The following is a 22,997-nucleotide window of genomic DNA, read 5'->3' on the forward strand; positions in this document are numbered from 1 at the left end:
GTGGTCATGCCCAACGCCGTCTTGCCGTTGTGGCAGGTGGAGCAATTGGTGTCGGTGGCCTTGTGAGCAAACGCCGCGCCGCCCCAACTGGTGAAGCCGCCCGAGGCCGCCTTGGCGTGGCAGCTGACGCAGTCGGCACCGCCGGTGGCGACGTGGTTCGGGTATGACGCCGTGCTCATGGCACCTTTGGTGCCCTGGCCGGTGTAGCTGCCATTGTGACAGCTATCGCAGCGCGCGGTCGCCACCGCGGCGTGGTTCATGGTGTAGGTCGTGAAGCTCGCGGCGGTGTTGCTGTGGCAGTTGGAGCATTGCAGCGTGCCGGTCGGGATGTGCGGCGGTGTCGTCATGCCCTGCGCCGTCTTGCCGTTGTGGCAGGTGGCGCAGCTGGTGTCAGTCGCGGCATGCTTGAACGCCGCACCGCCCCAGCTGATGAAGCCGCCCGAGGCTGCCTTGCTGTGACAGCTGACGCAGTCCGCGCCGCCGGTGGCGACGTGGTTCGGGTATGACGCGGTGCCCAGCGCTCCCTTGGTGCCCTGGCCGGTGTAGCTGCCATTGTGACAGCTGTCGCAGCGCGCCGTCGCCACCGCGGCGTGGTTCATGGTGTAGGTGGCAAAGCTCGCCGCGGTGTTGCTGTGGCAGTTCGAGCACTGCAGCATGCCGGTCGGGATGTGCGGCGGCGTGGTCATCCCCTGCGCCGTCTTGCCGTTGTGACAGGTCGCGCAGTTGGTGTCGGTCGCGGCATGCTTGAAGGCCGCGCCGCCGAAGCTGGCCGTGCTGGTGTGACAGGACTCGCAAGGCAGATTGGTCTGGAGATGATTGCTGGACTTGCCGCGCGCGGTCGTCCCGTTGTGACAGTTGGCACAACCGGCGACGATGCCGGCGTGGTCCATCTTCATTCTGATGCGAAAACTCGCCGTCGACCTGTGGCAAACATCGCATGGCGCTGCGGTCGTGATGTGATTCTTCGACTTGCCCCGTGCCATCACGCCGTTGTGGCAGGTCGTACATGACGCCTTCGCCTGGGTATGATCGATCGCCCGGACGTCCTTCCATGTCGAAGTCTGATGGCAGCTCTCACAGCGCCGCGTGGTGATCGGGTGATTGACGGACATGCCCGCCGTCTGCGCGCCGTTGTGGCAACTGGCGCACTGCGTCTGCGTGCCCTTGAACCGCCCGCCGACGTGACAGGACGAGCACTCCACGCCGACATGGCTTCCGGTCAGCGGAAACCCGGTCGAGACGTGATCGAATGAGCTCTGCGCGGCAGCGTGCCCTGCCAACACCAGAGTGAGCAGCACACAGGCGAGCAGCCACTGCACCATGCGGTGCGAGGCTCGCGCCAACAGCCCCAGTCTGCTGTAGCAGCTGCTCAACTCCAACTCCGCTCTTCACTCTCGACTCGATCGCCAGCCGGACATCCGACGGCGACCGGCCGACCCCAATCCAGCCGAGACCGTTGAGCGTCCGCCGCTCGGCGGTCGCCCTGACAAACCCAAGACACTCTTGCGGATTCCCCCTACGGCCCGGCGGCACGTCTTCCCCAGCCACCGAATACTCGAAACGCTCCGTGCTCCCTTGATCGAGCGCTGCATCGATTAGGCGATGACGGAGTCACCGGCCAGATCACGCAGCCTTCGCTACGCCTACGACAGAGCTTCCAGAGACGCGCAAAGCTGGCCCAAAACTGGGCCAAGCTGAACTCAAGCTGAATGGAGGTTTAGGTTTCTGACCTCACCCGCGCGCGATGGTCCGGCAAGCCCATCACGCAAGCCATTGATCTGCATTCGAACTGATCAGTATTGCGAGCTCTTATCAGCTCGATACGATGTCAGACGTCTTGCAGCAGCCACGGCGGCCGTTCGAATCAGTTCCTGATCTGAACGTTGCGCCATCCCGTTGCGACATGGCAGCGCTCGCACGTCTGACCGAAGGTACCATTGTGCACGTCCGAGCTGCGATGACAGCTGAAGCAATCCATCGGCAACTTCAGGTCCGGCGGCGACTTGGCCTTGTGACAGGCCTCGCAGGTGATCTTCTGGTGAACGCCAACAAGTGGGAACCGCGTCTGCCGCGCATGATCGAAGCGCCACAGCCGCCATCCGTTCGGATTGTGGCAGTTGGCGCATCGCCCGCCGAGTTTCCCCTGGTGGAAATCCTTGTGGCAGCTCTCGCAGGCCATCGGAGTGTTCTTGTAGGTCGGCGTCCGGTGGCACTCCTCGCAGGGCACCGACTTGTGCAGGCCGATCAAGGGGAAGCGCGTGATTTCATGATCGAAGGAGAGCTTCTTCCGCCAGCCCATATCGCTATGGCACGTCTCGCAACGCTCGCCGAGCTTGCCCTGATGCGGATCCTGCTTGCGGTGACAGGACACGCATGAGGTCGCGAGCTTGTCCCGATAGAGATCACCCGTATGGCAGCCCTCACACTTCACCTTGGCATGGGCATTTCGCAGGGGGAAGCGGGTCTTGTCGTGATTGAAGCGGACCGTCTTCCACTTGTCCTGATCGTGGCAGGTCTCGCACTTGTCGCCGAAGCGGCCGCCATGGACGTCCTGAAGACGGTGACATGAGCCACAGGAGGTCGGCAGATCCTTGTATTGCTGACCGGAATGACACGTCGCACAAGCGACCGACTTGTGGGCGCCCACGAGTGGAAACCGGGTCTTGGTGTGGTCGAACTCCTTGGTCGCGCGCCATTTCACCGCCGTGTGGCAGTTCTCGCAGCGTTCACCGAGTCGACCGCGATGCGGATCAATCGCCTTGTGACACTCGAAACAGGTCGAGGGCGCGTTGCGGAACTTCACCTTCGCGACGTGACATCCCGCACAAGGCACGGTCTTGTGCGCGTCGACGAGCCGGTAGTTCGTCATGTCGTGGTTGAAGGTCTCCTTGTCGAGCTGGACGATGTCGGTTCCACGCCCCTTGTGGTCGGTGTGACACTGCCTGCACTCCTGGCTCAGCGCCGCCTGGTCGCGTCCGTGCAGGCGCTCACGCTGCCTGCGATCGACGGCAATCTCCTTGTGGCAATCGAGACAGAGGCCCGACTGTGCTTTCCGCGTATAGGCTTCGTGGCACTTTCCGCATTCGCTCTCGAGCTTGGCATGCTTCTCGACCAACGGGCCCGGCATGACGAGCTTCTCCAGCAACGTCTGCGCCCGCCCCCCGGCCGAGAGCATCGCAACGCCGGCCAGGACGGCGACGACGACCGCAACACGCCACCGCATCACGCAACTCCGTCAATAGTGATGGACGGCCCAGACATGAACGACGCCCGCCAGCAGCATGAGAAAAAACAGCGGCAGATGAAGCACATGCCACAGCGAAAACAATCGTTCGAAGAACGTCAGCTCAGCGGCCTTGCGTACCGCAGCGGCGTAGCGCCGCACCACCTCCTCGATTCGCTTCTCGCGACGCCGCCGCTCGGACCACGACCATCGCGCGCGCTTGGCTTCGGCGCGAATGAGCCGGCGCGCTTCCGCAACCACATTGGCGCGCAGCCGCCGCGTGCGCGCTGCGATGACCGCGCCGGTCCGCAGGCTGCCCAGCGCGGTTCGGGGTACCCTGTTGTCGAGCCCCTTGCTGAAGGCGGCCAACTCCCGCGACACGAACGAGACGGCCTGCATCTCCTGACCGAGCTCCGTTCGCATTGCCTCGGCCTCGGCGAGCAGCTCCTTGACACGCGCTCTCCCGCCATGGAGGCCCATATGGATCTTGCCATAGATGTAACGGCCGACCACGCCGCTGATCGCCACGATCAGCATGGTGAAGAACGCCACATTGCTGTTGAGCGCCCCCAGCTGGAAATTCGCATGGAACAGGATGAGCACGGGACCGATGACGCCGAGCAGCATGTGCGTCCTGAACCAGAACGGCACCGAGCCGATCCCGCGCAGCGACTTGAAGCGCTTGCGCATCGAATAGGCCAGCAGCGACAGCATCGCGACGCTGCCGTAGATCCCGAGCCAGTATCCGGTGCCGGAGCCCGGCGTAATATACTCCTCCTCCTTCTGCAGCCACCCCACGGTAATCGCTCCGAGAACGACGACCGTGATGACGACCGGAATGGTTCCTCGAAGAGGATTGCCCCGCGCGCGAGCGACCGCTGCTCTGCTCATGACCTCGACGTTTCCTGTGAAACCCGAATGCCGGATTGGCGGAAGCCAGACTCGTTCGCGGATCTCCGGATCTCAGTCGAGAGACCACTTAGTGATAACCACTTGCAACATCCCCATCCGTCTTCCGACACCGACGTCATTAGTCCGAAATCAGTGCGAGCCATATTTCCGCCGACGGCATCTGTTCAACGAATGATCCAATCCTTGTCTCCAAGACGTCAGATCATTCTGGAATTTCTATGTCGGCATCTCTTGAGAGGAATTTGCATCTAGCACCGCATCGAACCTCTTCACGCGGAGTTCGCGGCCAGCGGCTCTCTTCTGCTGTTAGTTCATAAGACAAGGGAGCGAGACGACATGGCGCTCGATCTCCTGATCGTCTACGCCGCGCCGATGCTCGGCGTCTGGGCCACCTATATGGCGGTGCGCAAGAGAAGAGAAATAAAGAGCGTCGCGAAGCTCTCGGCCGCCAAGGAAGCCGGTCTGCTTGAGCCGGCATCCTTGCATCCCATCATCGATCCTGCCTTGTGCATCGGCTGCGGGTCATGCGTCAGGGCGTGCCCGGAGGGCGACATTCTCGGCCTGATCGGCGGCAAGGCGTCGCTGGTCGAACCTTCGCATTGTATCGGACACGGCGCCTGCAAGGCGGTGTGCCCCGTGAACGCCATCACGCTGGTGTTCGGCACCGAAACGCGCGGCATCGACATTCCAAACGTGGACGAGGCGTTCCAGACCAACGTACCCGGCATCTTCATCGCCGGAGAGCTCGGCGGGATGGGGCTGGTCCGCAACGCCATCGAACAGGGGCGCCAGGCGATCGACTCCGTCCGCAAGGTCAAGAACATCGGCAAGTCCGACATGCTCGACGTCGTGATTGTCGGCTGCGGTCCGGCCGGACTTTCCGCCAGTCTCGCCTGCCTGCAGCATCGGCTGCGCTTCGTGACGCTGGAGCAGGACTCGCTTGGCGGCACCGTCGCGCACTTTCCCCGCGGCAAGCTGGTGATGACGGCACCTTTCACGCTGCCGCTCGCGGGCAAGTTCAACTTCAGAGAGCTCAGCAAGGAGCAGTTGATCACCTTCTTCATGGGGATCGTGCGCAAGGCCCGCCTCAAGGTGAACGTCGGCGAGCGCGTCGAGGCCGTCACGCGAATGGGAGAAAGCTTCGACGTCAGGACGAACCGCGGCAGCTACAGAACGCATGCCGTGCTCCTGGCGATCGGGCGCCGCGGAACGCCACGCAAGCTGGAAGCTCCTGGCGAAGAGCAGAACAAGGTCGTCTATCGACTGATCGACCCCGAACAGTATCGCGGCCAGCACGTGCTCGTCGTCGGTGGCGGCGACGCCGCACTGGAAGCCGCGTGCTCCATCGCCGACGAGCCCGGAACGACGGTGACCCTGTCGCATCGCAGCGAGTCGTTCGGCCGCGCCAAGCTGAAGAACCGTCAACGGACTGAAACAGCTGCTCGATCGGGGCGGCTCCGGGTCATCTACAACTCCACGGTCAAACGGATCGGCAGCGACGACGTCGACATCGATGCCGGCGGCAACACGAGCACGATCCGAAACGATGCCGTCATCGTCTGCGTCGGCGGCATTCTGCCCACCGCATTCCTGAAGAGCATGGGTATCGAGGTGGAGACGAAATATGGCACGGCTTAAGTCCTCTCACGTCATCATCCCCCTGATCTGTCTCGTCGGCTCGACCGTGCCGTCGGTCGCCCCGGCCGGCGACGCGCCGGCCGGCGTGAGCTCCGAAGCATTCGCGAGCCAGGCGGCCGATGCCGCGATCCGCGCCGGACATCCTGAGGACGCACTGAAGCTGCTCGAGCGCGCCGCCAACGCCGGGGATCCGGAGGCGCAGTACCGGCTTGCGTCGCTCTACCGCGCCGGTCTCGGCACCAGAGCAGACGATACGCTGGCGTTCAAATGGATGGAGGCAAGCGCAAGGAAGGGACACGTCAAGGCGCAGTACAATGTCGCAGCGATGTGGCTCGCGGGCCGCGGAACACCGGCCGATCCCGACCGGGCGCGGGAGTGGCTGCGCAAGTCGGCGGCGGCTGGCTATCAGCCCGCCGAGCAGTTGATGGCCGACATGGCCAGCCGAGACGCGCGACCCCGCGCCAGGGAGCCGGCGCGCGAAGCTGCGCGCAGGCCGCCACCGACGCTTGATGCGCAGGCCGCCATGCGAAACGGCCATCCGGCCATCATCGACGCCGCCCTGCGCGGCCAGTTCGATCCGATGCGCCAGCTCATCGCTGCGAAGGCTGACGTCAACGCGGTCAACGAGGACGGCGATACGCCTCTGGCGATCGCCGCGGCCGCCGGGCATCTTCGGCTGGTGGAGCTCCTGCTCGCCTCGGGAGCCAACCCGAACACCGGCAACCGGCGCGGCGACACGCCTTTGATGCTGGCAGCGGACAAGGATCATGGAGACATCATCAAACTGCTGCTGACGAAGGCGGCCGACCCATCTGCAGCGCGTGCAGATGGCACGACCGCACTATTGATGGCGCTCAGCCGCTGCAACGGCGCCGCGATCGCTGCGCTCCTCGACGGCGCCTCCGGCAGTCTGCCCGCGTCGGCGGACGGCCGGACCCCCCTCATGATCGCGGTCGCGTCGTGCCCCAATGGCCCGCTCGATCGGCAACTCGTTCAGAGATCCGACCTCAACGCCGCCGATGGGCAGGGCCGCACCGCACTCTGGCACGCGGCCGGCAATGGCAATACGCACGCGATCGGACAACTGATCCGCGCAGGTGCGGACGTCGACCGCGCTGACACTGACGACAAGACGCCGTTGCTGAATGCCATCGAAGGCCGCAGCGACGCGGCCTCGCTGCTTCTGTTGGACCATGGGGCCGACCCGAAACACGCGACAAGAGGCGGAAATACCGCGCTCATCCTCGCTGCGCGCGCCGGACTTGCGGATGTCGTCAGTGAGCTTCTCAGGCGCAAGGCCGACCCGAACGTGCGCAACGGCCAGGGCATGAGCGCGCTGATGATGGCAGCCCATGAGGGGAACATCGGCATTGCGCACAGCCTTCTCGCCGCCGGTGCCGAAAAGCAGTTGAGGAACAAGCGCCGCGAACGTGCCACGGACATCGCCGCGGCCAGCGGTCACGGCGATATCGCCAAGCTTCTGGAATAGCGGACGATTTCGTTTCGCCTTCCTGCCTATCATGCGGTCGACCTCGCGTTCGCTGCTCGACGGCGCGGCAGATGATTCGCGAGATATGTCTCAATGAATATAACGCTAAGTACCAAGACGCCCCGATGATACCGATCTCCGGCCGCGAGTGCGAACGAGTTGCAGCTAAACTACGATGCACGTCGATGGATCATCATCATTCCGTACGAATGACGCCTCATTCGGCGCATTGATTGTCGGCGCATCACAGACACTTGATAGTTAGCTGCAGGAATATCCGCTGCAGTCGGAGATACCAAATGACAGCGGAGGTCGGATCGTTTGCGCTCATTCTCGCGCTCCTCGTGTCGCTGGTGCAGTCGATCGTTCCGTTCGTAGCGCTGCGCCGCCAATCCGCGATGATCGCCGGCTTCGTTCGTCACGCTGCCTTGACTCAGTTTCTGTTCGTAGCGATCGCATTCGCATGCCTGACGTCGCTGTTCGTCCACTCCGACTTTTCAGTCCAGGTCGTCGCAGCGAATTCGCACACGCTCAAGCCGCTGCTCTACAAGGTCTCCGGAGTCTGGGGAAACCATGAGGGATCCATGCTGCTGTGGGTCCTGATCCTCTCCTTGTTCGGCGCGGCAGTTGCATTGTTCGGAACGAACCTTCCCGAGCGGCTGCAGAGCAACGTTCTCGGCGTGCACGGCATGATCGGCCTCGGCTTTCTGGCGTTCATCGTCTCGACGTCGAATCCGTTCGCGCGGCTGGTCGATGCTCCCCTCGAAGGCAACGGACTGAATCCGATCTTGCAGGATCCTGGCCTCGCCTTTCATCCGCCGTTTCTGTATCTGGGTTACGTCGGCTTCTCGATGGCGTTCTCGTTCTCGGTCGCCGCGCTGATCGAGGGAAAGGTCGATGCCGGCTGGGCCCGCTGGGTCCGACCGTGGGTGCTCGCGGCCTGGTGCTTTCTCACGATTGGAATCACGCTGGGCAGCGCATGGGCGTACTACACGCTCGGCTGGGGCGGCTGGTGGTTCTGGGACCCCGTCGAGAACGCCTCCTTCATGCCGTGGCTTGCGGGGACTGCGCTGCTGCATTCCGCCCTGGTGGTCGAACGTCGGAGCGCCCTCCAGAGCTGGACGATCCTGCTGGGGATCGTGACCTTCTCATTGAGCCTGATCGGGACCTTCCTGGTGCGATCCGGCGTGCTCACCAGTGTTCATGCCTTCGCACAGGACCCCTCGCGTGGCGCATTCATCCTGGCGCTCATCCTGGTGGCGACCGGCGGGGCGTTGACGCTGTATGCGATCCGAGCCCCAAGCCTGAAGCACGGTGCGCTGTTCGCGGCCGTCAGCCGCGAGAGCGGCCTCGTCCTCAACAATGTGCTGCTCACGGCAGCCGTGGCCACCGTGTTTCTCGGCACGTTCTACCCGCTCCTCGTCGACATGCTCGGAAACGACAAGATCTCCGTCGGCCCTCCCTACTACAACCTGACGTTCGTTCCGATCATGGTTCCGCTGCTGCTTGCCATGGTGATCGGCCCGGTTCTGAAATGGAAGCGCGATCTCCTCGTTGCGGCCCTGCAACGACTCCGCCTGGCCGGAGGACTTGCGGCATTCATTGCTGTCGCGATCCTCATCGCGACGTTCGGACAGCGTTTCCTGGTCGCGTTCTTCTTCGGCATCGCCGTCTGGCTCGTGATCGGCTCGCTGATGGTGCTGGCTCATCGCGTCCGCCTCGGCATGACGACTCCCCTGGCGACCTCGCTCAACCTCGCGCGCACCACCCCGCTCGCGGTCTACGGCCTGGTGCTGGCCCATGCGGGAATGGGCGTCACCGTCGCAGGCATTACCGGGATGACCGCGTGGGCCAGCGAGAAGGTGCAGATGCTGCGGCCGGGCCAGAGCCTGCAGCTCGCGGGCTACGACATCAAGTTGCGCTCGATCGGAAAATTTCCAGGCCCCAACTACGAAGCCGAGCGTGGCACGTTCGACATCACGCGGAACGGCAAACCGTTCACGCAGCTTTCCAGCGAGCGTCGCTTCTATCCCGTCAGACAGCAGCAGACGACCGCCGCCGGCATTCGAACCAACCTGCTCTGGAACGTCTACGTGACGCTCGGCGATCCCGACGACAAGGGCGCGTGGGCGGTGCGCAGCTACTATCACCCTCTGGTGCCGCTGGTCTGGATCGGCGCCCTGATGATGGCTTGCGGCGGCTTCATCTCGCTGGCCGACCGGAGATTTCGTGTCGGTGCTCCGCGACGGTCGATGCGGGCCGTACCGACTGTCGTTCCTGCTGAATAGGACGAGATATGCCGCGCCTACCCTATCTCATACCGCTCGCGGTTTTCGTCGCACTGGCCGCTGGACTGGCTTTCAGCCTGACCAACGATCCGCAGCGGATGCCCTCGACCCTGATCGACAAGCCGACCCCGCGTTTCCAGCTCGCGTCGCTCGACGGCAAGGGCGGCGGTCTTGCCAGTACCGACCTGCAGGGCGACGTGGTCCTGCTCAACGTGTTCGCATCCTGGTGCCCCGGATGTCGCGTCGAGCATCCCATGCTGCTCAAGCTCGCGGCGAGCTCCGCGATCCCGATCTATGGGCTGAACTGGAAGGACGATCGGAACGACGGCAAACGGTGGCTTGCCAAGCATGGCAGTCCCTATGCCCGTGTCGGCTCCGATGAGTCCGGCCGGACCGGCATCGATCTTGGCGTGACCGGCGTTCCCGAAACCTTCGTGATCGATCGGGCCGGCCGCATCCGCTTCCGCTATCCCGGCCCGCTGACCGAAGATGTATGGCGTGACGATTTCGAACCTCTGCTGAAGGCACTCAGGAGCGAGTCATGAACTGCCGGCGGATCAAGCGCGCGGCCGAAGCGCTTCTCGTCAGCTCGCTCGTGCTGACGGCGACCTGGTCGCCATCTCGTGCGGTGCTTCCCGACGAAATGTTGCGCGACGAGGGGCTGGAGGCCCGCGCGCGCGCGCTGGGCCAGGAGCTGCGCTGCGTCGTTTGTCAGAATCAGAGCATAGACGACTCCAACGCTCCGTTGGCGCATGATCTGAGGGTGCTGCTGCGCGATCGCCTGCAGGCCGGCGACAGCGACCGGCAGGCGGTGGACTTCCTGGTCGCACGCTACGGCAACTTCGTCCTGCTCAAGCCTCCCTTACAGTGGAATACGATCGCGCTGTGGATCGGTCCCCTGCTCGCTTTGCTCACGGCCGCCGTCGGCTTCGGCCGCTACGTGCGCCGGGCGGCAGCCAATGCGAGTGCGCCCGAGGCGGAGCACGTCGCTCCGCTCAGCGCCGACGAACTCGAAGCCTTCGAGGCGATCCTCGATCGACGGAGCCTTTCATGATGCTGTGGCTGATCCTGACGGCGATGATTTCCGTGGCCGCCGTGCTCATATCGACGCCATTCATCCGCAGCTACGAGCGGAGACGGTTGGCTTCGGCTCAGGGACTTGCCGTCCACCACGACCAGCTCCGCGAGATCGAGAGCGAAACCGCACGCGGCCTGATCGACAAGTCGGATGGCGAGAACGCGGCCAGCGAGATCAAGCGGCGCATTCTCGCCGCAGCCGCCGCCGAACAGCCGCCGGCGCCCTCCCTCACCAGCTCCGAACGAAAATTTGCGCTCGCCGTCGTCACGATGACCGTGGTGTTCGGCTCGGTCGTCCTGTACGCGGTCATCGGAAACCCGGATGTCCCCGCGGCCGCGCCGGTCCAGACCGCCGGCGGCACGACGCTGAAGTCGGTTGGCGAAGCGCGAACGGACGCCGGCACCCAGGCCATTGCGTCGTTGGAGCAGATGGCCGGCCAGGACGGTCGCGACCGCCCGCAGCAGGGCAGCGGACTGCCGCCGGTCGAAGAGATGATCCAGCGTGTGCAGACCCGACTGGAGCGAAATCCCAGGGATGCGGACGGATGGCGGCTGCTGGGCTGGTCCTTGTTCAACATCGAGCGCTTTGCGGAGGCGGCGCAGGCCTATGCGCGCGCAATGGAGCTGCGGCCAAGCTCGGCAGAGTACCGCAGCGCGCGGGGCGAAGCGCTGGTGCGGGCCGCGGACGGCACCGTCAACTCCGAAGCCCGCGCGGATTTCGACGAAACACTCAAACTGGATCCCAAGGACGCGCGCGCCCGTTTCTTCATCGGCGTCGTGAAAGAACAGGATGGAGACAAACGGGGTGCGATGGCCGACTGGACGGCGATCGTATCGGAGGCCGATCCGAACGAGCCGTGGCTGCCTGATCTCAAGCAGCGGCTCGGCGCGCTTCGTCGCGAGCTCGGGGAGGATGACGGCTCGCCATCGCCTGCCCGGCCGAACCTGTCCGCCGAGCGCATGCAGGAACTCCTGCGCTCCGGCAAGACCGCGCAGAGCGAGCCGGCGGAGCCGCGCGGCCCCCGCGCCGAGGACATCCGCAAGGCGGAAAGCATGTCCACACAGGATCGCAACCTCATGATCCGGGGCATGGTGGATGGCCTTGCGAGCCGACTCGAACAATCACCGCGCGATGCAGAAGGCTGGATCAAGTTGATCCGCTCGCGGGTGGTGCTGGGTGACGTCGAGGCGGCGAAACAGTCGCTGCAACGCGCACTGTCGGTCTTTGCGGAGGACGCCCCGGAGCGCACGCGCATAGCTGACGCAGCCAAAGAGCTCGGGATCAATCCATAGCGTTCGAGGGCCCGATCCGCGTGTCCGCATCGTCGGAACCCGTTCGGCAACCGGAGGAATGGCAATGCGCATTCTGCTCATAGAGGACGAGCCCGTCTACGCGGAGCGCATCAGGGAAAGCCTGGCCGATGCCGGTTTCGAGGCGGATCTCGCCACCGATGGCAGGCAGGGCTGGATGCTGGGCAACAGCCAGCCCTATGATGCCGCGGTCCTCGACCTCGGCCTGCCGTGCATTTCGGGCCTCGACGTGCTGCAACGCTGGCGTCATACCGGGCACACGCTGCCGGTGCTGATCCTGTCCGCCCGCAGCGGCTGGGTCGAGCGTGTCAACGGCCTGAACGCAGGCGCGGACGACTATCTCGAAAAGCCCTTCAAGGCCCAGGAGCTCGTCGCGCGGGTCAAATCGCTGCTCCGTCGGGTTTCCAGCAGACCGGAGGCCGTGCTCCGCCTCCGACAGATCGAATTCAACGCGGCGGCTGGCCTGGTCAAGAAGGACGGGGAGATCGTCGACCTGACTGCACTCGAGTTGCGCGTGCTCGAGTTCCTCATGCGCCGCGCCGATCATATCGTGTCGCAGACCGAGCTGCTGGAGCACATCTATCCGAGCAGCGACCATCGCGACTCCAATACGGTCGAGGTCTACATTGCCCGGCTCAGGAGAAAGCTGGGACGTGACTGCATTCGCACCGTCAGGGGCATGGGATATCGCTTCGGATAGAGCCATGTTCAGCCGCAACTTCCGAGCCCGGATGATCGCGGTCGCCGCGATCTGGATTTCCATCGTCTTGTTCGCCAGCGGGCTCGGGCTCTCGATCGTCATTCGCCGTGTCGTCGAGGCCCATTTTGATCATGACCTGCTGGATCATGCCCGCGAGCTCGCCGATCTCGTCGAGCTCGACGCAGCGCAGCGGCTGTTCATCGCCCGCAATCTGAGCGATCCGCGTTTCTCTCCGGCCAAATCCGGAATGTATTGGCAGGTCATCCTGCAGAACGGCGAGACCGTGCGTTCGCCCTCGCTACAGGACGACCTCTCTCTTTCAGTCACGCCCGACCAGACCCGCGAGGGCTCGCTGCCTCCCTCCACGGCGCTGGCGAATGTGGAAGGACCGACCGGGCCGATGCGGATGGTCCGAAACATCAGCGAGCCGTCTCGTCTCGGGCAGCCCGTCGAAATCCGAATCGGTGCCGACGAGCGACTGATCAGTGACGAGATGGAGCACCTCAATCTGACACTGATGGCGACGCTGGGTCTGCTGGCCCTCGCCATGGTTGGCACCGCCTACGCTCAGGTCGCCTACGGCCTGCGGCCGCTGCAACGGATGAGCCGCGCCATCGTGGACGTGCGCAGCGGCAAGGCCACACGCCTGCCCGAGGACCTGCCGGAGGAAATCATGCCGCTCGTTACCGAACTGAACGGAATGATCACGGCAAATCTCAGCATGGTCGATCGCGCTCGCGTGCTCGCAGGAAGCTTTGCGCACGCGCTGAAGACGCCTCTGGCAATCCTCGACGAGGAGGCCGCACGGCTGAAAGCATCCGGTCAGGAGGGCCACGCGCAGATCCTGTCGGAACAGTGCTCGCGCATGGCGCTGCTCATCGACTACCAGACGGCGCGCGCAAAGGCCTCCACGATCGCGAATGCAGGTGCGTTTGCGGTCGTCGCCGACGTCTTGAGAAGCATCATCAATACCTACTCGCAATTCAGCCCGGGGCACGACCGGCGGTTCGAAGTCGAAGGAGCAACCGACATCGTCGTTGCCTGCGATACCAACGATCTGACCGAGCTCATCGGCAACCTGCTCGACAACGCGGCAAAATGGGCACGTGACCGCGTCGTGGTTTCGATCGAGGATCTCGACAGCTCCGTCTTGATCACGGTGGAGGACGACGGGCCCGGCATTCCGGCCGAACATCGAATGCGCGTGTTCGACGTGGGCACGAGACTTGACGACGCGAAGCCGGGCACTGGGCTCGGTCTGGCGATCGCCCGCGACCTGACCAGCCTCTATGATGGCCGACTGTGGATCGAGGATTCGCGAATTGGGGGCGCCGCCCTGAAGCTCGCACTTCGAAAGAAGGGTGATCCAGGCTCATCTTGACATGACTGGTGCCCGCAAAGCGACCGCAGCGGCATACGGCACGAAGCCAGTGGAGCAGGAAATCACCGTGGCAAGATGCCCTGGGCCGGCGCGCCAACGACGCCAGCCGTAGCCGGTGAGAGGCTACTTTCGAACATCGCGGGTCAGCAGCGTCCGCAAAATCGCAAGCTTCCCCGGCCGCGCTATCTCAGTGTCGAGAGATAGGCGACGACGTCGGCCCGCTCCTTCGCGTCCGCCAATCCTTTGAAATACATCTTGACCCCGTGAACGTCCCCGCGAGGATCGGCGATATAGGCATCCAGTGCCGCTGCGGTCCAAGGCGCGTTGTTCTTTTTCATGCTCTCCGAATAGGCGTAGTCCGGCACGGCCGCTGGCTGGCGTCCAACGATGTTCCAGAGGCTCGGGCCGACCTTGTTGACGCCGATCTCGGCAGAGTGGCAGTTATGGCAGATGCGCTGGAAAATGCCTTCCCCGGCGACCGGATTTCCGTCGAGCGCGCGGGCGCTCGGTGCCAGGCTGACGAGAACGGCGACAAGAACGATGCGGCGGAGCATGCGAGATCTTTCCCTTTTCGATCCGGAGCGGGCGCGGGCCAGCCCCCCGGCCAGGCGCGGTGAGCAGATCCGGGCAGATGATCGGACGACAGCCCGGCCCAAGTCCTTGTTCTGGATCAAGCCGCGCAGTTGCCGTTGCTGCTCAATTGGCCTAATCTTCTAAAAAAACGAACGATCACCAACAACCCAAAGTGTCGTTCCGGGAGGTGCCCGATGGGAGACGCCGATCCTCGGCCCCCGCGTCCGTCTGGCGTGACTGCTGCAAAGTCCAAGGCTGCAACGGAGGCCGCTGCGGCGGCCGACATTTGCAGCCAGTTGCCGGCCGACGGGTTGGCGATGGTGCTGATCTTCCTGTCGCCCCACTACGATCCAAACGAGTTCATGGTGGAGGTGACGACCCGTCTCGCGGACATCCCCGTATACGGCTGTACGACGGCCGGAGAGCTGTCGCCCGATGGCTGGGACGACAACAGTGTCGTCGCTCTCGGATTTGCCGCCGAAGATTTCACGGTATTCGCACAGCCCATCTTCGGGTTGTCGGGCTTTCGCGTCGATGAAGGACGTCGCCTCGGCAACCAGCTGAGGCAGGATCTGTCGCGGCACGGTGGTCGCGACGACGACGGCGTATTCGGACTCGTCCTGATCGACGGCATGTGCCAGCGCGAAGAGGCGATCATGTCGGCGATCTACGCCTCGCTCGACAATATTCCCCTGGTTGGCGGGTCGGCCGGCGATGGTCTGCGGTTCGAGCGCACCTGGGTCTTTCACGACGGCAAGGCCCACACGGACATGGCTGTGCTGATCCTGATCAGGACGTCATTGCCGTTCCGGCTGTTCAAATGCGACAATTTCGAGCCGACCTCGACCAAGATGGTGGTGACGGAGGCCGATCTCGAGCAGCGCATCGTCAAGCAGCTCAATGCCGAGCCGGCGGCGGAGGAATATTGCCGCGCGATCGGAATCGCCGATTCCGAGCTCGACCCGTTCCTGTTTGCAGCCCATCCGGTCCTGGTGCGAGTCGGCGGCTCCTATTTCGCGCGCTCGATTCAGCGCGTCAGCCCTGACGGCTCACTCCGGTTCTTCTGCGCGATCGACGAAGGCATGGTGCTGACGGCGGCGAGGTCACGCAATTCCGTGGCGGCCGCCCGCGAGATGCTGGCCGAGGTCCGCGACGAGATCGGCGAGGTCTCGATCTTCATCGGTTTCGAGTGCATCCTCAGGCGTCTTGACGCGGAGCAGCATCAGTTTGCGCGGGAAATGTCCGAGCTCTATCGCGACAACCGGATCGTCGGGTTCCATACCTATGGCGAGCAGTACGGTTCAATGCATGTCAATCAGACGCTGACCGGGGTCGCGATCGGTAGACGTGGAGCGACGCAGCAATGACCGCCGCGGCGTCTCCGGAAGACCTGCAGCGCGAGGCGGCCAAGCTCAGGAAGATCAACGCCGCGCTGATGTCCCGGGTCGAACGCTCGATGGACCAGCAGTTCAACGCGTTCTCACTGTTCGAAACGGCGATTGCGCTCGATCAGCAGGTGCGCGAGCGAACGCGCCAGCTGCGTGATGCGCTGCGTTCGATCGAAACCGCCAACAAGGACCTCTTTCGGGCCAAGCAGCAGGCTGAAGCGGCGAGCTCCCTGAAATCCTCGGTTCTCATCTCCGTCACGCATGATCTGCTTCAGCCGCTCAACGCCGCGCGGCTCACGCTCTCGACCTTGGCGGACGAGGTCTCGTCCGATCGCGGAACGGCCATGGTCGGCCAGGTCGACCATTCGCTGGCCATGCTCGAGGATCTGCTGCGATCCCTGCTGGAGATTGCCAAGCTCGATGCCGGAGCCCTGCGCCCCGATGTCAGGCCCGTTCTGCTCTCGACCCTGTTCGAGCCGCTCGAACGCGAATTCGCCCCGATCGCGGCCAAACGCGGGTTGTCCCTGCGCATTTGTCCGTGCTCGATCGCCGTGGTCTCGGATGCCATGATGCTGCGGCGCATCTTGCAGAACCTCCTCGCCAACTCCCTGCGCTACACACGGCAGGGCGGCGTCGTCATGGGATGCCGGCCGGGGCCGGGAGCGGGCCGGGTTCGCATCGAGGTCCACGACACCGGCCCGGGGATTCCCAAGCCGCAACAAGAAGCGATCTTTCTCGAATTCCAGCGCGGTCGGCCGAGCGCCGAGGATCAGGCCGGTTTTGGGCTGGGCCTGTCGATCGTTCGTCGCTTCGCCAAGGCATTGGACCATGAGGTCAGGCTGGCTTCGCGGGTTGGACATGGGTCCACATTCAAGCTCGAGCTCGACCGCGCAGACCCGGCAGCCGTACTGCCGGATCCACATCCCGCGGATCACGTCGACCACGACTATGGCGGGCTCGAAGGCGCCAAGATCCTGCTGATCGAAAACGACCTGGCCACCGCCGAGGCCATGGTCAGTCTGCTGGAAAAATGGGGCTGCGACGTCGTAGCTACAGCGTCGTTGAATGACGCCTTGCAGCGTTTGAGTGCGCTCGGCGCAGTCCCTGAGACGATCATCGCGGATCTGCACCTGGATGGCGACGAGAGCGGGCTTGCCGCCATCCGGGACATCAGGCAATTCCTTGGCCGAGATGTTGCGGCCATGATCGTGACCGCCGACTATTCCGAAGACGCAGCCAGGGAAGCAAGCCAATACGGGCTCGAGATCTTGACCAAGCCGGTCAGGCCTGCGGAGCTTCGCGCGCTGTTGTCGTTCTTGCTGTCATGAGCGCTTCAGCGCCGTTCGCCCGAGCTGGCGTGCGCGGCTCGCTGATGAGGTTCACGAAGTCGATCTTTTCCATCTCGATGATGGCCTTGGTCCTGCTCATGACGCGAAGCTTGCGCAGGATCTCCGAGACGTGGACCTTCACTGTCGTCTCGCAGATCCCGAGCTCATAGGCGATCTGCTTGTTCTGCAGTCCACGGCGGATAAGGTCGAGCACGCGCAGCTGCTGCGGCGTCAGCTCGTGAAGACGCTTCAGGAGGTCCTGAGCAGGAAGCCGGCCACGGCGCGCGCCGGCGCAGAGGGAGCCGCCTTCAACATGGACCTCGCCGCGCAGCACGGCGTTGATTGCCTCGGCAAGCTGCTGCTTCGAAGTCGATTTCGAGATGTAGCCGGAGACACCCAGCGCGAGCACGTGGGCGACGAGGTCCGGGTCCCGATGCGCGGAAACGACCAGGATCGGCGTGCGCGGCGCGGTCTTGCGGATGCGGATGACGCCGGAGAGTCCGGTCGTTCCGGGCGTCGAGAGGTCGAGCAGGATCAGGTCGAATCTCGGCGGAGATGAAAGAAGCCCAACGGCCACGTCGACGGACGTCGCCTCGCGCATCTCGGCGTCAGCCAGAGCGGCGCGGATCGCGCTCTCCAGCGCCTCGCGAAACAGCGGATGGTCCTCGACGATGAGCAATCGAGCCACGTGCCTGTCCCCTCCCCGGCCAGATCGAAAGTCCGGCTTATTCAGTGTCGCGGATCCGACATTCAACCAGCGTGCGCGCCGCGTCTTCGAAGGAACGTCAGAACCGGAGCATCAGCGATATCGCGTTGGCTGGCATCAATCAACGACCAAGACGCCATCGACGTCGCCACGCCTGCGGTGGCCGTGAAGTCTTGCGGCGCAACAATTCCGCTACAGGTGTTTTCTGCCCGAAGCGGTGCGCGATCCCTGACGGTCGGCCGGCGCGTTCAGCGCGATCTTGCCGATCTCGATGATGGCCTTGTTGCGGCTGAACAGGCGGAGTTTTCTCAGGATCTCGGTGATGTGCGCCTTGACGGTCGACTCCGCAAGCTGAAGCTCGCCGGCGATTTCCCGGTTCTGATAGCCACGCCTGATCAGGTCGAGGACGCGAAGCTGTTGCGGCGTCAGCTCCTCGAGACGCGCCTGCAGCGCGCGAGATGAGCCCTTCCCGTGGCGCTCGACCGCGGGCACGAAGTCTTTCGGGACCGAGATCGAGCCGCTGAGCACGCGCTCGATCGCGGACGTCAGCTCGCGCTTCGAGGTCGACTTCGGCAGATAGCCGGCCGCGCCGAGCGAAAGCGCCTCGCGCACCACGTTCTGGTCCTCGTCACTCGAGACGATCGCGACCGGAAGCCGCGGATGGGCGGCGCGAAGCCGCTGGAATCCCGAGAAGCCCATGGCATCGGGCAGCGTCAGATCGAGCAGCGCCAGGTCGATGTCGGGTTCGAGCGCAAGGGTGCTGAGGGCATCGGCAATCGACAGCGCCTCGAAGATCTCGGCGTCAGGATGCGCCAGACGCACCGCATTGCCGAGAGCTTCGCGAAACAGGGGATGATCGTCGATGATCAGAAAACGCGTCATGTCCGACCTTCACTCGCTGCCAGCACGTGCCGGGGGATCCGGCAGATCATGTGGGCCGGTGTCCCTCCCTCAATTTGCCGTTTCTGAAGACTGCACGGTCAGCAGGAATGTATAGATGCTCTCGAACTGGTCGTCGGTAAAGACCTCCTTCCAGGCGGGCATGCCCTTGGAAGGACGGCCTTCATGCACGGTGGTCCAAAATTTGTCGCGCATGTCCTCACCGTAGCGGGTCTGCAGCCGTCGCAGGTCGATCCGGCGTTCTGCCTGCACGGCGTCGGGTCCGTGACAGTGGGCGCAGGTGCCATTGAAGATCTCTTTGCCTAGCGTCACCGCCTCGGTCTTCGACTCGCTCGCAGTCGAGTCCGAAACGCTGGTCACGACGGCCTCGGCGACCGGCTGACGGAGAAGCTGAGCAGGGTCAGTTGTCGACGCCAGCTTGATCGGGCGCGGCACGGCGCCGAGCCTGATCGACGGCTCGCTCGGCAGCCCGTATTTGACCGCGAGCTCGGCGATCCGCGGCGCGAGCTGCGGCAATGCGGCGTCGATCTGATCGCGCAGTTGGCCGGAGCTCTTGGCAAGGCCGATCGCGGCATCCCAGGACAGCCCGTCGCCCTCGACCGGCTGGATCCGGAAGCCGCTCTGGTACGTCGTCTTGTTCAGCCAGCCTGCAATCGGCCCCCAAACGAAGGCGACATCGGCCCTGCCCTGGGCCAGCGCCGCAAGGCCCTCGTCCGGCGTCAGCACCGTCACCTTCTCGATGTCGTCGCGTTGGGCCAGCAGGTTTTGCGGCGTGGTCTGGTATTGCACGGCGACACGCTTGCCTCGGAGATCGTCGATGCTGTGGACGATGAGCGTCCCGCTGCTGACGAGTGCGTAGGTTTCGGTCGCGATCTTCTTCGAGAAGATCACGGCCGGTCCCATGAAGTCCGCTGACAGCGGCAGGCCGATCATCGCGTCGCACTGCTTGCCCAGCAGCGTCACGCGCACGGTTCGCTTGCCGAAATAGGATTTGTACCAGTCATAGGCCACGGGGCGGCCGAGTTGCTGTGACAGCGCCTGACCGACCTCGAGATAGAATCCCGGCTGCGTTGGATTGTTGCTCGAGAACGGAAGATTGGTCGGATCGGCACAAAGCCGCAGCGGCTCCGCCTCGTTGGCCAGACCCGCAGCCGACGAGGCCAGCGGGGTGGCGGCCATCAAGGCGACGAGAGCCGTCGCGCGTGCTGCCAGTACGGCGGCGGCCCGCCCATTCGAGCCAGTCTGACGGCGATTCAGGCGCATCCTCGATCCCTCAGGTCTTGTTTATCTGTTTATATGGTACGGCTCGGTCTCGCGAGCGGGCCGCCTTCCTTCGTCCGCTTGATGCGGATTGGCCGAACGCTGCGCGTGTCCCCGCGGCCGGGGACACGCGTGGCCGTCGTGAACTCTGCGGCTATTGGACGGCGAAGACGAACAGGGCGCCGCCCTCGGGAGCCGCGTTTGTCATCTTCTTGCCGATCTCGCCCAGGAACGCCGGGATCGAGGCGGTGCGACCAACGACGACGGCGACGTATTGCTTGCCGTCGACCGAATAGGTCACCGGACCGGCCCCGATGCCGGAGCCGAGATTCTTCTTCCACAGGATCTTGCCGGTCTTGGCGTCGATGGCGCGGAAATCGCCGTGCAGATTACCGGAAAAGACCAGACCGCCGGCGGTGCTGAGCGTACCGCCGTTGAACGGAAGGTCTTCCTGGATCGACCAGACTTTCTTGTTGTTCACGGGATCCCAGGCGATGAGCTCACCGAGGAATCCGCCGGGGCCTTCCTTGGTCGGGAATTCCGCACCGAGATAGAACACGCCGCGCTTGTACGAGACGTCGCTGACCGCCCAGTCCATGCAGACATTGTTGGTCGGGATGTAGACCAAGCCGGTGTCCGGATTGTACGACATCGGCTGCCAGTTCTTGCCGCCGATCAGGTTCGGGCAGACGTCCTTGACGGGATGTCCAGGGCCCGGCCGCTTGTCCGGGTCCTCGACCGCGCGCAGGGTCGAAATGTCCCATTTCTGCGCCCAGTTGGCGAAGACGTACTTTTCGGCCGAGATCACCTTGCCGGTCTCTCGATTGGCCACGAAGAAGAAGCCGTTGCGATCGGCCTTCATCAAGGTCGGAACGGCTGCGCCGCCGACCTTGAGATCGGCGAGGATGGCTTCGTTGACGCCGTCATAGTCCCAGGCATCGGCAGGCGTGGTCTGGATGTGCCACTTGATTTTGCCGGTGTTCGGATCGAGCGCCAGCGTGGACGCCGTATACAGATTGGTCAGCTTGCCGAAATCGCCATTGCCGGTCGAGCGCACGGCGGTGTTCCAGGGACCGGGGTTGCTGGTGCCCCAATAGACCGTGTCGCTCTTCGGATCGTAGGAGCCGACCAGCCAGGCTGCGCCGCCGCCATGCAAGCCGGTGTCGCCCTTCCAGGTCTCGCTGCCGGGCTCGCCGGGCGCAGGCACCGTGTAGGTCTGCCAGACCAGCTTGCCGGAGTTGATGTCGTAGGCCTGCAGCGAGCCGCGGACGCCATACTCGCCGCCGCCGAAGCCGGTGATGACCTTGTCGCGCACGACCAGCGGCGGCGAGGTGATCACCGATCCCTGCTTGTAGTCGACCACCTTCGAGGTCCACAGCTCCTTGCCGGTGGCGGCATCGAGCGCGCTCAGCTTGCCGTCGAGCCGGCCGACGAACAGCTTGCCGTCGGCATAGGCGATGCCGCGGCTGTTCACGTCGCAGCAGGCATATTGCAGCGTATCGTCCGGAATCTCCGGCTCATAGGTCCATTTGCGCGCGCCGGTCGCGGCATCCAGCGCGTAGACGTATTTCGGACCCCACGACGTCGAGACGTAGAGCGTGTTGCCGATCACGATCGGCGAGGCCTCGTTCGAGCGCAGCGAGGCCAGTGAGAACGAATAGACCAGCGACAGCTTACCGGCGTTCTCGGTGTTGATCTCCTTGAGCGGGCTGAACCGGGTGTTGCCGTAGTCATGTCCGGCCATCGCCCAGGCGCCGGGCTCGCTGGCGGCCTTCAGCGCCGAGTCGTTGGCGCGGACGCCCAACGTGCCGGCGACAAGGAAGGCAACCGTCGAGATGCCAGCCAAGAATCTCCTGCTCGTGAAATTCATCAGTTCCCTCCGCCTATGTCTTTGTTGTGTTCGTATGACGCGTGCGCGCGAGGCCCCAGATGAGCAGTCGCGGTGCAAGCACCGGGGCGATTACAGCATCAGCGCGGCCCGGCTCTCATAGGCGGAAGGTAGTAGGCGGCGGGGATCAGGGTTGAAGGCCGATTACGGCGTCCTTTCAGCGGCTTATCGAAATTCTGTGACCTGCGAGCGGAAGGATCGTTATCGCGCTTCCACTGCGCGATCTCGTGGAAGCTTGGCGTCCTCGCGGTCGCCACACCGAGGGAAGCCCTCTCTCGAGATGACGCCTTGAACAAACCGGACCGAAGAGCGGCATCTTTTAGTTCAGGCGCGGCCGCCGCTGGAATACGCGGGGCTCGGTGCCAGACAGGGAAACCCGAGCGCAAAGCTTGCCTTGGCCTGGTGACGTCTAGCTCTCCACGGGGTCGCTCGAGCTGAGGCGTTCGATCGCCTCCAGGTCATGAATCGTGACCGACGCGTACTTTGCCGTCGCAATCCCATCCTGCTCGAGACTCTTGAGCAGACGATTGATCGTCTGCCGGCCGACCCCAATCATCACCGCAAGATCCTCCTGCGACAATCGCAAATCGATGACCAACCCTTTCTTGGTCTGTCGCCCGTGACTCTCTGCGAGCCTCTGCAATTCCTGCGCAAGCCGGTGAAGTGGACGCCGATTGCGGAGAATGATCAGGTTCTGCATCGACACGCGCAGGTGATCGCAGACCATTCGAACAAACGCAGAATAATACTCGTTGCTCTCGTTGATGAGCGCCTCGAACCGCTCCTGGCTAACGTGAAACAGCACCGCCTTGCCGATGGCGAATGCGTCATAACCATATGGGCGCCCGTCGAGGGCAGTGGACTGCACCCCTCAAGTGAGACACGATAATCTCAGTGACAGGCATTCCGAGGATGACCTGTGGCAGCAAGAGGGA

Annotated in this window: 19 protein-coding genes; 10 read left to right on the forward strand and 9 right to left on the reverse strand. The window is 63.9% G+C overall.

Annotated elements, in window-relative coordinates; genetic code table 11:
• From ACQR1X_RS32240 to ACQR1X_RS32250, 3 genes are all read right to left on the reverse strand, one after another.
• A partial coding sequence (locus ACQR1X_RS32240; RefSeq protein ID WP_434900341.1) for a cytochrome c3 family protein occupies nt 1-1,373 on the reverse strand: 1,373 nt, incomplete at its 3' end.
• A 491-nt stretch (nt 1,374-1,864) separates the two neighbouring features.
• Nucleotides 1,865-3,223 (reverse strand): cytochrome c3 family protein, encoded by a 1,359-nt coding sequence (locus tag ACQR1X_RS32245; RefSeq protein WP_315804955.1) that lies wholly within the window; start codon nt 3,221-3,223, stop codon nt 1,865-1,867.
• A 12-nt stretch (nt 3,224-3,235) separates the two neighbouring features.
• Nucleotides 3,236-4,114 (reverse strand): pyridine nucleotide-disulfide oxidoreductase, encoded by an 879-nt coding sequence (locus ACQR1X_RS32250; protein WP_434900342.1) that lies wholly within the window; start codon nt 4,112-4,114, stop codon nt 3,236-3,238.
• 417 nt (nt 4,115-4,531) lie between these two features.
• On the opposite strand from ACQR1X_RS32250, the gene ACQR1X_RS32255 reads away from it, so the two are divergent.
• The 8 genes from ACQR1X_RS32255 (at nt 4,532) to ACQR1X_RS32290 (ending at nt 14,019) form a co-directional block, all read left to right on the forward strand.
• Nucleotides 4,532-5,773: an NAD(P)-binding domain-containing protein gene (locus ACQR1X_RS32255; protein WP_434886698.1), complete on the forward strand. Its 1,242-nt coding sequence runs from the start codon at nt 4,532-4,534 to the stop codon at nt 5,771-5,773.
• Between the two features lie 85 nt (nt 5,774-5,858).
• A complete protein-coding gene (locus ACQR1X_RS32260; RefSeq protein WP_434900343.1) occupies nt 5,859-7,262 on the forward strand; it encodes an ankyrin repeat domain-containing protein in 1,404 nt (467 codons plus the stop codon).
• A gap of 299 nt (nt 7,263-7,561) precedes the next feature.
• A complete protein-coding gene (locus tag ACQR1X_RS32265) occupies nt 7,562-9,550 on the forward strand; it encodes a heme lyase CcmF/NrfE family subunit (protein WP_434900344.1) in 1,989 nt (662 codons plus the stop codon).
• Between the two features lie 8 nt (nt 9,551-9,558).
• Nucleotides 9,559-10,095, forward strand: coding sequence for a DsbE family thiol:disulfide interchange protein (locus ACQR1X_RS32270; protein WP_434900345.1), 537 nt, complete (start codon nt 9,559-9,561; stop codon nt 10,093-10,095).
• Entirely contained in the window at nt 10,092-10,604 is a 513-nt protein-coding gene (locus tag ACQR1X_RS32275) for a cytochrome c-type biogenesis protein (protein ID WP_315804950.1), read from the forward strand. The genes ACQR1X_RS32270 and ACQR1X_RS32275 overlap by 4 nt, the downstream gene beginning before the upstream one ends.
• On the forward strand, nt 10,601-11,920 hold the full coding sequence (ccmI, locus tag ACQR1X_RS32280) for a c-type cytochrome biogenesis protein CcmI (protein ID WP_434900346.1): 1,320 nt from the start codon (nt 10,601-10,603) through the stop codon (nt 11,918-11,920). Before ACQR1X_RS32275 ends, ccmI begins: the two co-directional genes overlap by 4 nt.
• A 64-nt stretch (nt 11,921-11,984) precedes the next feature.
• Nucleotides 11,985-12,638 carry a response regulator transcription factor gene (locus ACQR1X_RS32285; RefSeq protein WP_315804948.1) on the forward strand — a complete coding sequence of 218 codons (654 nt, stop codon included), beginning with the start codon at nt 11,985-11,987 and terminating at the stop codon, nt 12,636-12,638.
• 4 nt (nt 12,639-12,642) lie between these two features.
• On the forward strand, nt 12,643-14,019 hold the full coding sequence (locus tag ACQR1X_RS32290) for an ATP-binding protein (RefSeq protein WP_434900347.1): 1,377 nt from the start codon (nt 12,643-12,645) through the stop codon (nt 14,017-14,019).
• 182 nt (nt 14,020-14,201) lie between these two features.
• Here the strand turns inward: ACQR1X_RS32290 and ACQR1X_RS32295 are convergent, their stop codons facing one another.
• Nucleotides 14,202-14,573 (reverse strand): c-type cytochrome, encoded by a 372-nt coding sequence (locus ACQR1X_RS32295; RefSeq protein ID WP_316182177.1) that lies wholly within the window; start codon nt 14,571-14,573, stop codon nt 14,202-14,204.
• A 213-nt stretch (nt 14,574-14,786) separates the two neighbouring features.
• Between ACQR1X_RS32295 and ACQR1X_RS32300 the strand changes: the two genes are divergently transcribed.
• Both ACQR1X_RS32300 and ACQR1X_RS32305 read left to right on the forward strand, forming a co-directional pair.
• Entirely contained in the window at nt 14,787-15,959 is a 1,173-nt protein-coding gene (locus ACQR1X_RS32300) for an FIST N-terminal domain-containing protein (RefSeq protein WP_434880484.1), read from the forward strand.
• Nucleotides 15,956-17,308 (forward strand): hybrid sensor histidine kinase/response regulator, encoded by a 1,353-nt coding sequence (locus ACQR1X_RS32305; protein ID WP_316216102.1) that lies wholly within the window; start codon nt 15,956-15,958, stop codon nt 17,306-17,308. The genes ACQR1X_RS32300 and ACQR1X_RS32305 overlap by 4 nt, the downstream gene beginning before the upstream one ends.
• On the opposite strand, the gene ACQR1X_RS32310 is transcribed toward ACQR1X_RS32305, so the two are convergent.
• The 5 genes from ACQR1X_RS32310 to ACQR1X_RS32330 all read right to left on the reverse strand — a co-directional run bounded on the left by ACQR1X_RS32310 (nt 17,262) and on the right by ACQR1X_RS32330 (nt 22,930).
• A complete protein-coding gene (locus ACQR1X_RS32310; protein WP_316182172.1) occupies nt 17,262-17,996 on the reverse strand; it encodes a response regulator transcription factor in 735 nt (244 codons plus the stop codon). The genes ACQR1X_RS32305 and ACQR1X_RS32310 overlap by 47 nt on opposite strands.
• Nucleotides 17,997-18,206: 210 nt before the next feature.
• The gene (locus ACQR1X_RS32315) at nt 18,207-18,896 is read right to left on the reverse strand and encodes a response regulator transcription factor (RefSeq protein ID WP_315804942.1); all 690 of its coding nucleotides are present in this window, start codon (nt 18,894-18,896) and stop codon (nt 18,207-18,209) included.
• Nucleotides 18,897-18,965: 69 nt separating this feature from the next.
• Nucleotides 18,966-20,177 (reverse strand): c-type cytochrome, encoded by a 1,212-nt coding sequence (locus tag ACQR1X_RS32320; RefSeq protein ID WP_434900348.1) that lies wholly within the window; start codon nt 20,175-20,177, stop codon nt 18,966-18,968.
• Nucleotides 20,178-20,328: 151 nt separating this feature from the next.
• Nucleotides 20,329-22,020: a PQQ-dependent methanol/ethanol family dehydrogenase gene (locus ACQR1X_RS32325; RefSeq protein WP_316182168.1), complete on the reverse strand. Its 1,692-nt coding sequence runs from the start codon at nt 22,018-22,020 to the stop codon at nt 20,329-20,331.
• Between the two features lie 451 nt (nt 22,021-22,471).
• Complete coding sequence (locus tag ACQR1X_RS32330; protein WP_434900349.1) at nt 22,472-22,930, reverse strand: Crp/Fnr family transcriptional regulator; 459 nt, start codon at nt 22,928-22,930, stop codon at nt 22,472-22,474.
• Nucleotides 22,931-22,997: the final 67 nt, after the last annotated feature.

The sequence above is a fragment of the Bradyrhizobium sp. HKCCYLRH3073 genome (genome assembly GCF_051167995.1).
Lineage (GTDB): Bacteria > Pseudomonadota > Alphaproteobacteria > Rhizobiales > Xanthobacteraceae > Bradyrhizobium.

Bases quoted from the DNA above. Each gene is read 5' to 3' on its own strand.
- ACQR1X_RS32285 (WP_315804948.1), top strand. From the start codon at position 11,985: ATGCGCATTCTGCTCATAGAGGACGAGCCCGTCTACGCGGAGCGCATC.
- ccmI (WP_434900346.1), top strand. From the start codon at position 10,601: ATGATGCTGTGGCTGATCCTGACGGCGATGATTTCCGTGGCCGCCGTG.
- ACQR1X_RS32320 (WP_434900348.1), bottom strand. From the start codon at position 20,177: ATGCGCCTGAATCGCCGTCAGACTGGCTCGAATGGGCGGGCCGCCGCC.
- ACQR1X_RS32295 (WP_316182177.1), bottom strand. From the start codon at position 14,573: ATGCTCCGCCGCATCGTTCTTGTCGCCGTTCTCGTCAGCCTGGCACCG.
- ACQR1X_RS32275 (WP_315804950.1), top strand. From the start codon at position 10,092: ATGAACTGCCGGCGGATCAAGCGCGCGGCCGAAGCGCTTCTCGTCAGC.
- ACQR1X_RS32305 (WP_316216102.1), top strand. From the start codon at position 15,956: ATGACCGCCGCGGCGTCTCCGGAAGACCTGCAGCGCGAGGCGGCCAAG.
- ACQR1X_RS32255 (WP_434886698.1), top strand. From the start codon at position 4,532: ATGGCGGTGCGCAAGAGAAGAGAAATAAAGAGCGTCGCGAAGCTCTCG.
- ACQR1X_RS32270 (WP_434900345.1), top strand. From the start codon at position 9,559: ATGCCGCGCCTACCCTATCTCATACCGCTCGCGGTTTTCGTCGCACTG.
- ACQR1X_RS32265 (WP_434900344.1), top strand. From the start codon at position 7,562: ATGACAGCGGAGGTCGGATCGTTTGCGCTCATTCTCGCGCTCCTCGTG.
- ACQR1X_RS32290 (WP_434900347.1), top strand. From the start codon at position 12,643: ATGTTCAGCCGCAACTTCCGAGCCCGGATGATCGCGGTCGCCGCGATC.
- ACQR1X_RS32250 (WP_434900342.1), bottom strand. From the start codon at position 4,114: ATGAGCAGAGCAGCGGTCGCTCGCGCGCGGGGCAATCCTCTTCGAGGA.
- ACQR1X_RS32245 (WP_315804955.1), bottom strand. From the start codon at position 3,223: ATGCGGTGGCGTGTTGCGGTCGTCGTCGCCGTCCTGGCCGGCGTTGCG.
- ACQR1X_RS32315 (WP_315804942.1), bottom strand. From the start codon at position 18,896: ATGACGCGTTTTCTGATCATCGACGATCATCCCCTGTTTCGCGAAGCT.
- ACQR1X_RS32300 (WP_434880484.1), top strand. From the start codon at position 14,787: ATGGGAGACGCCGATCCTCGGCCCCCGCGTCCGTCTGGCGTGACTGCT.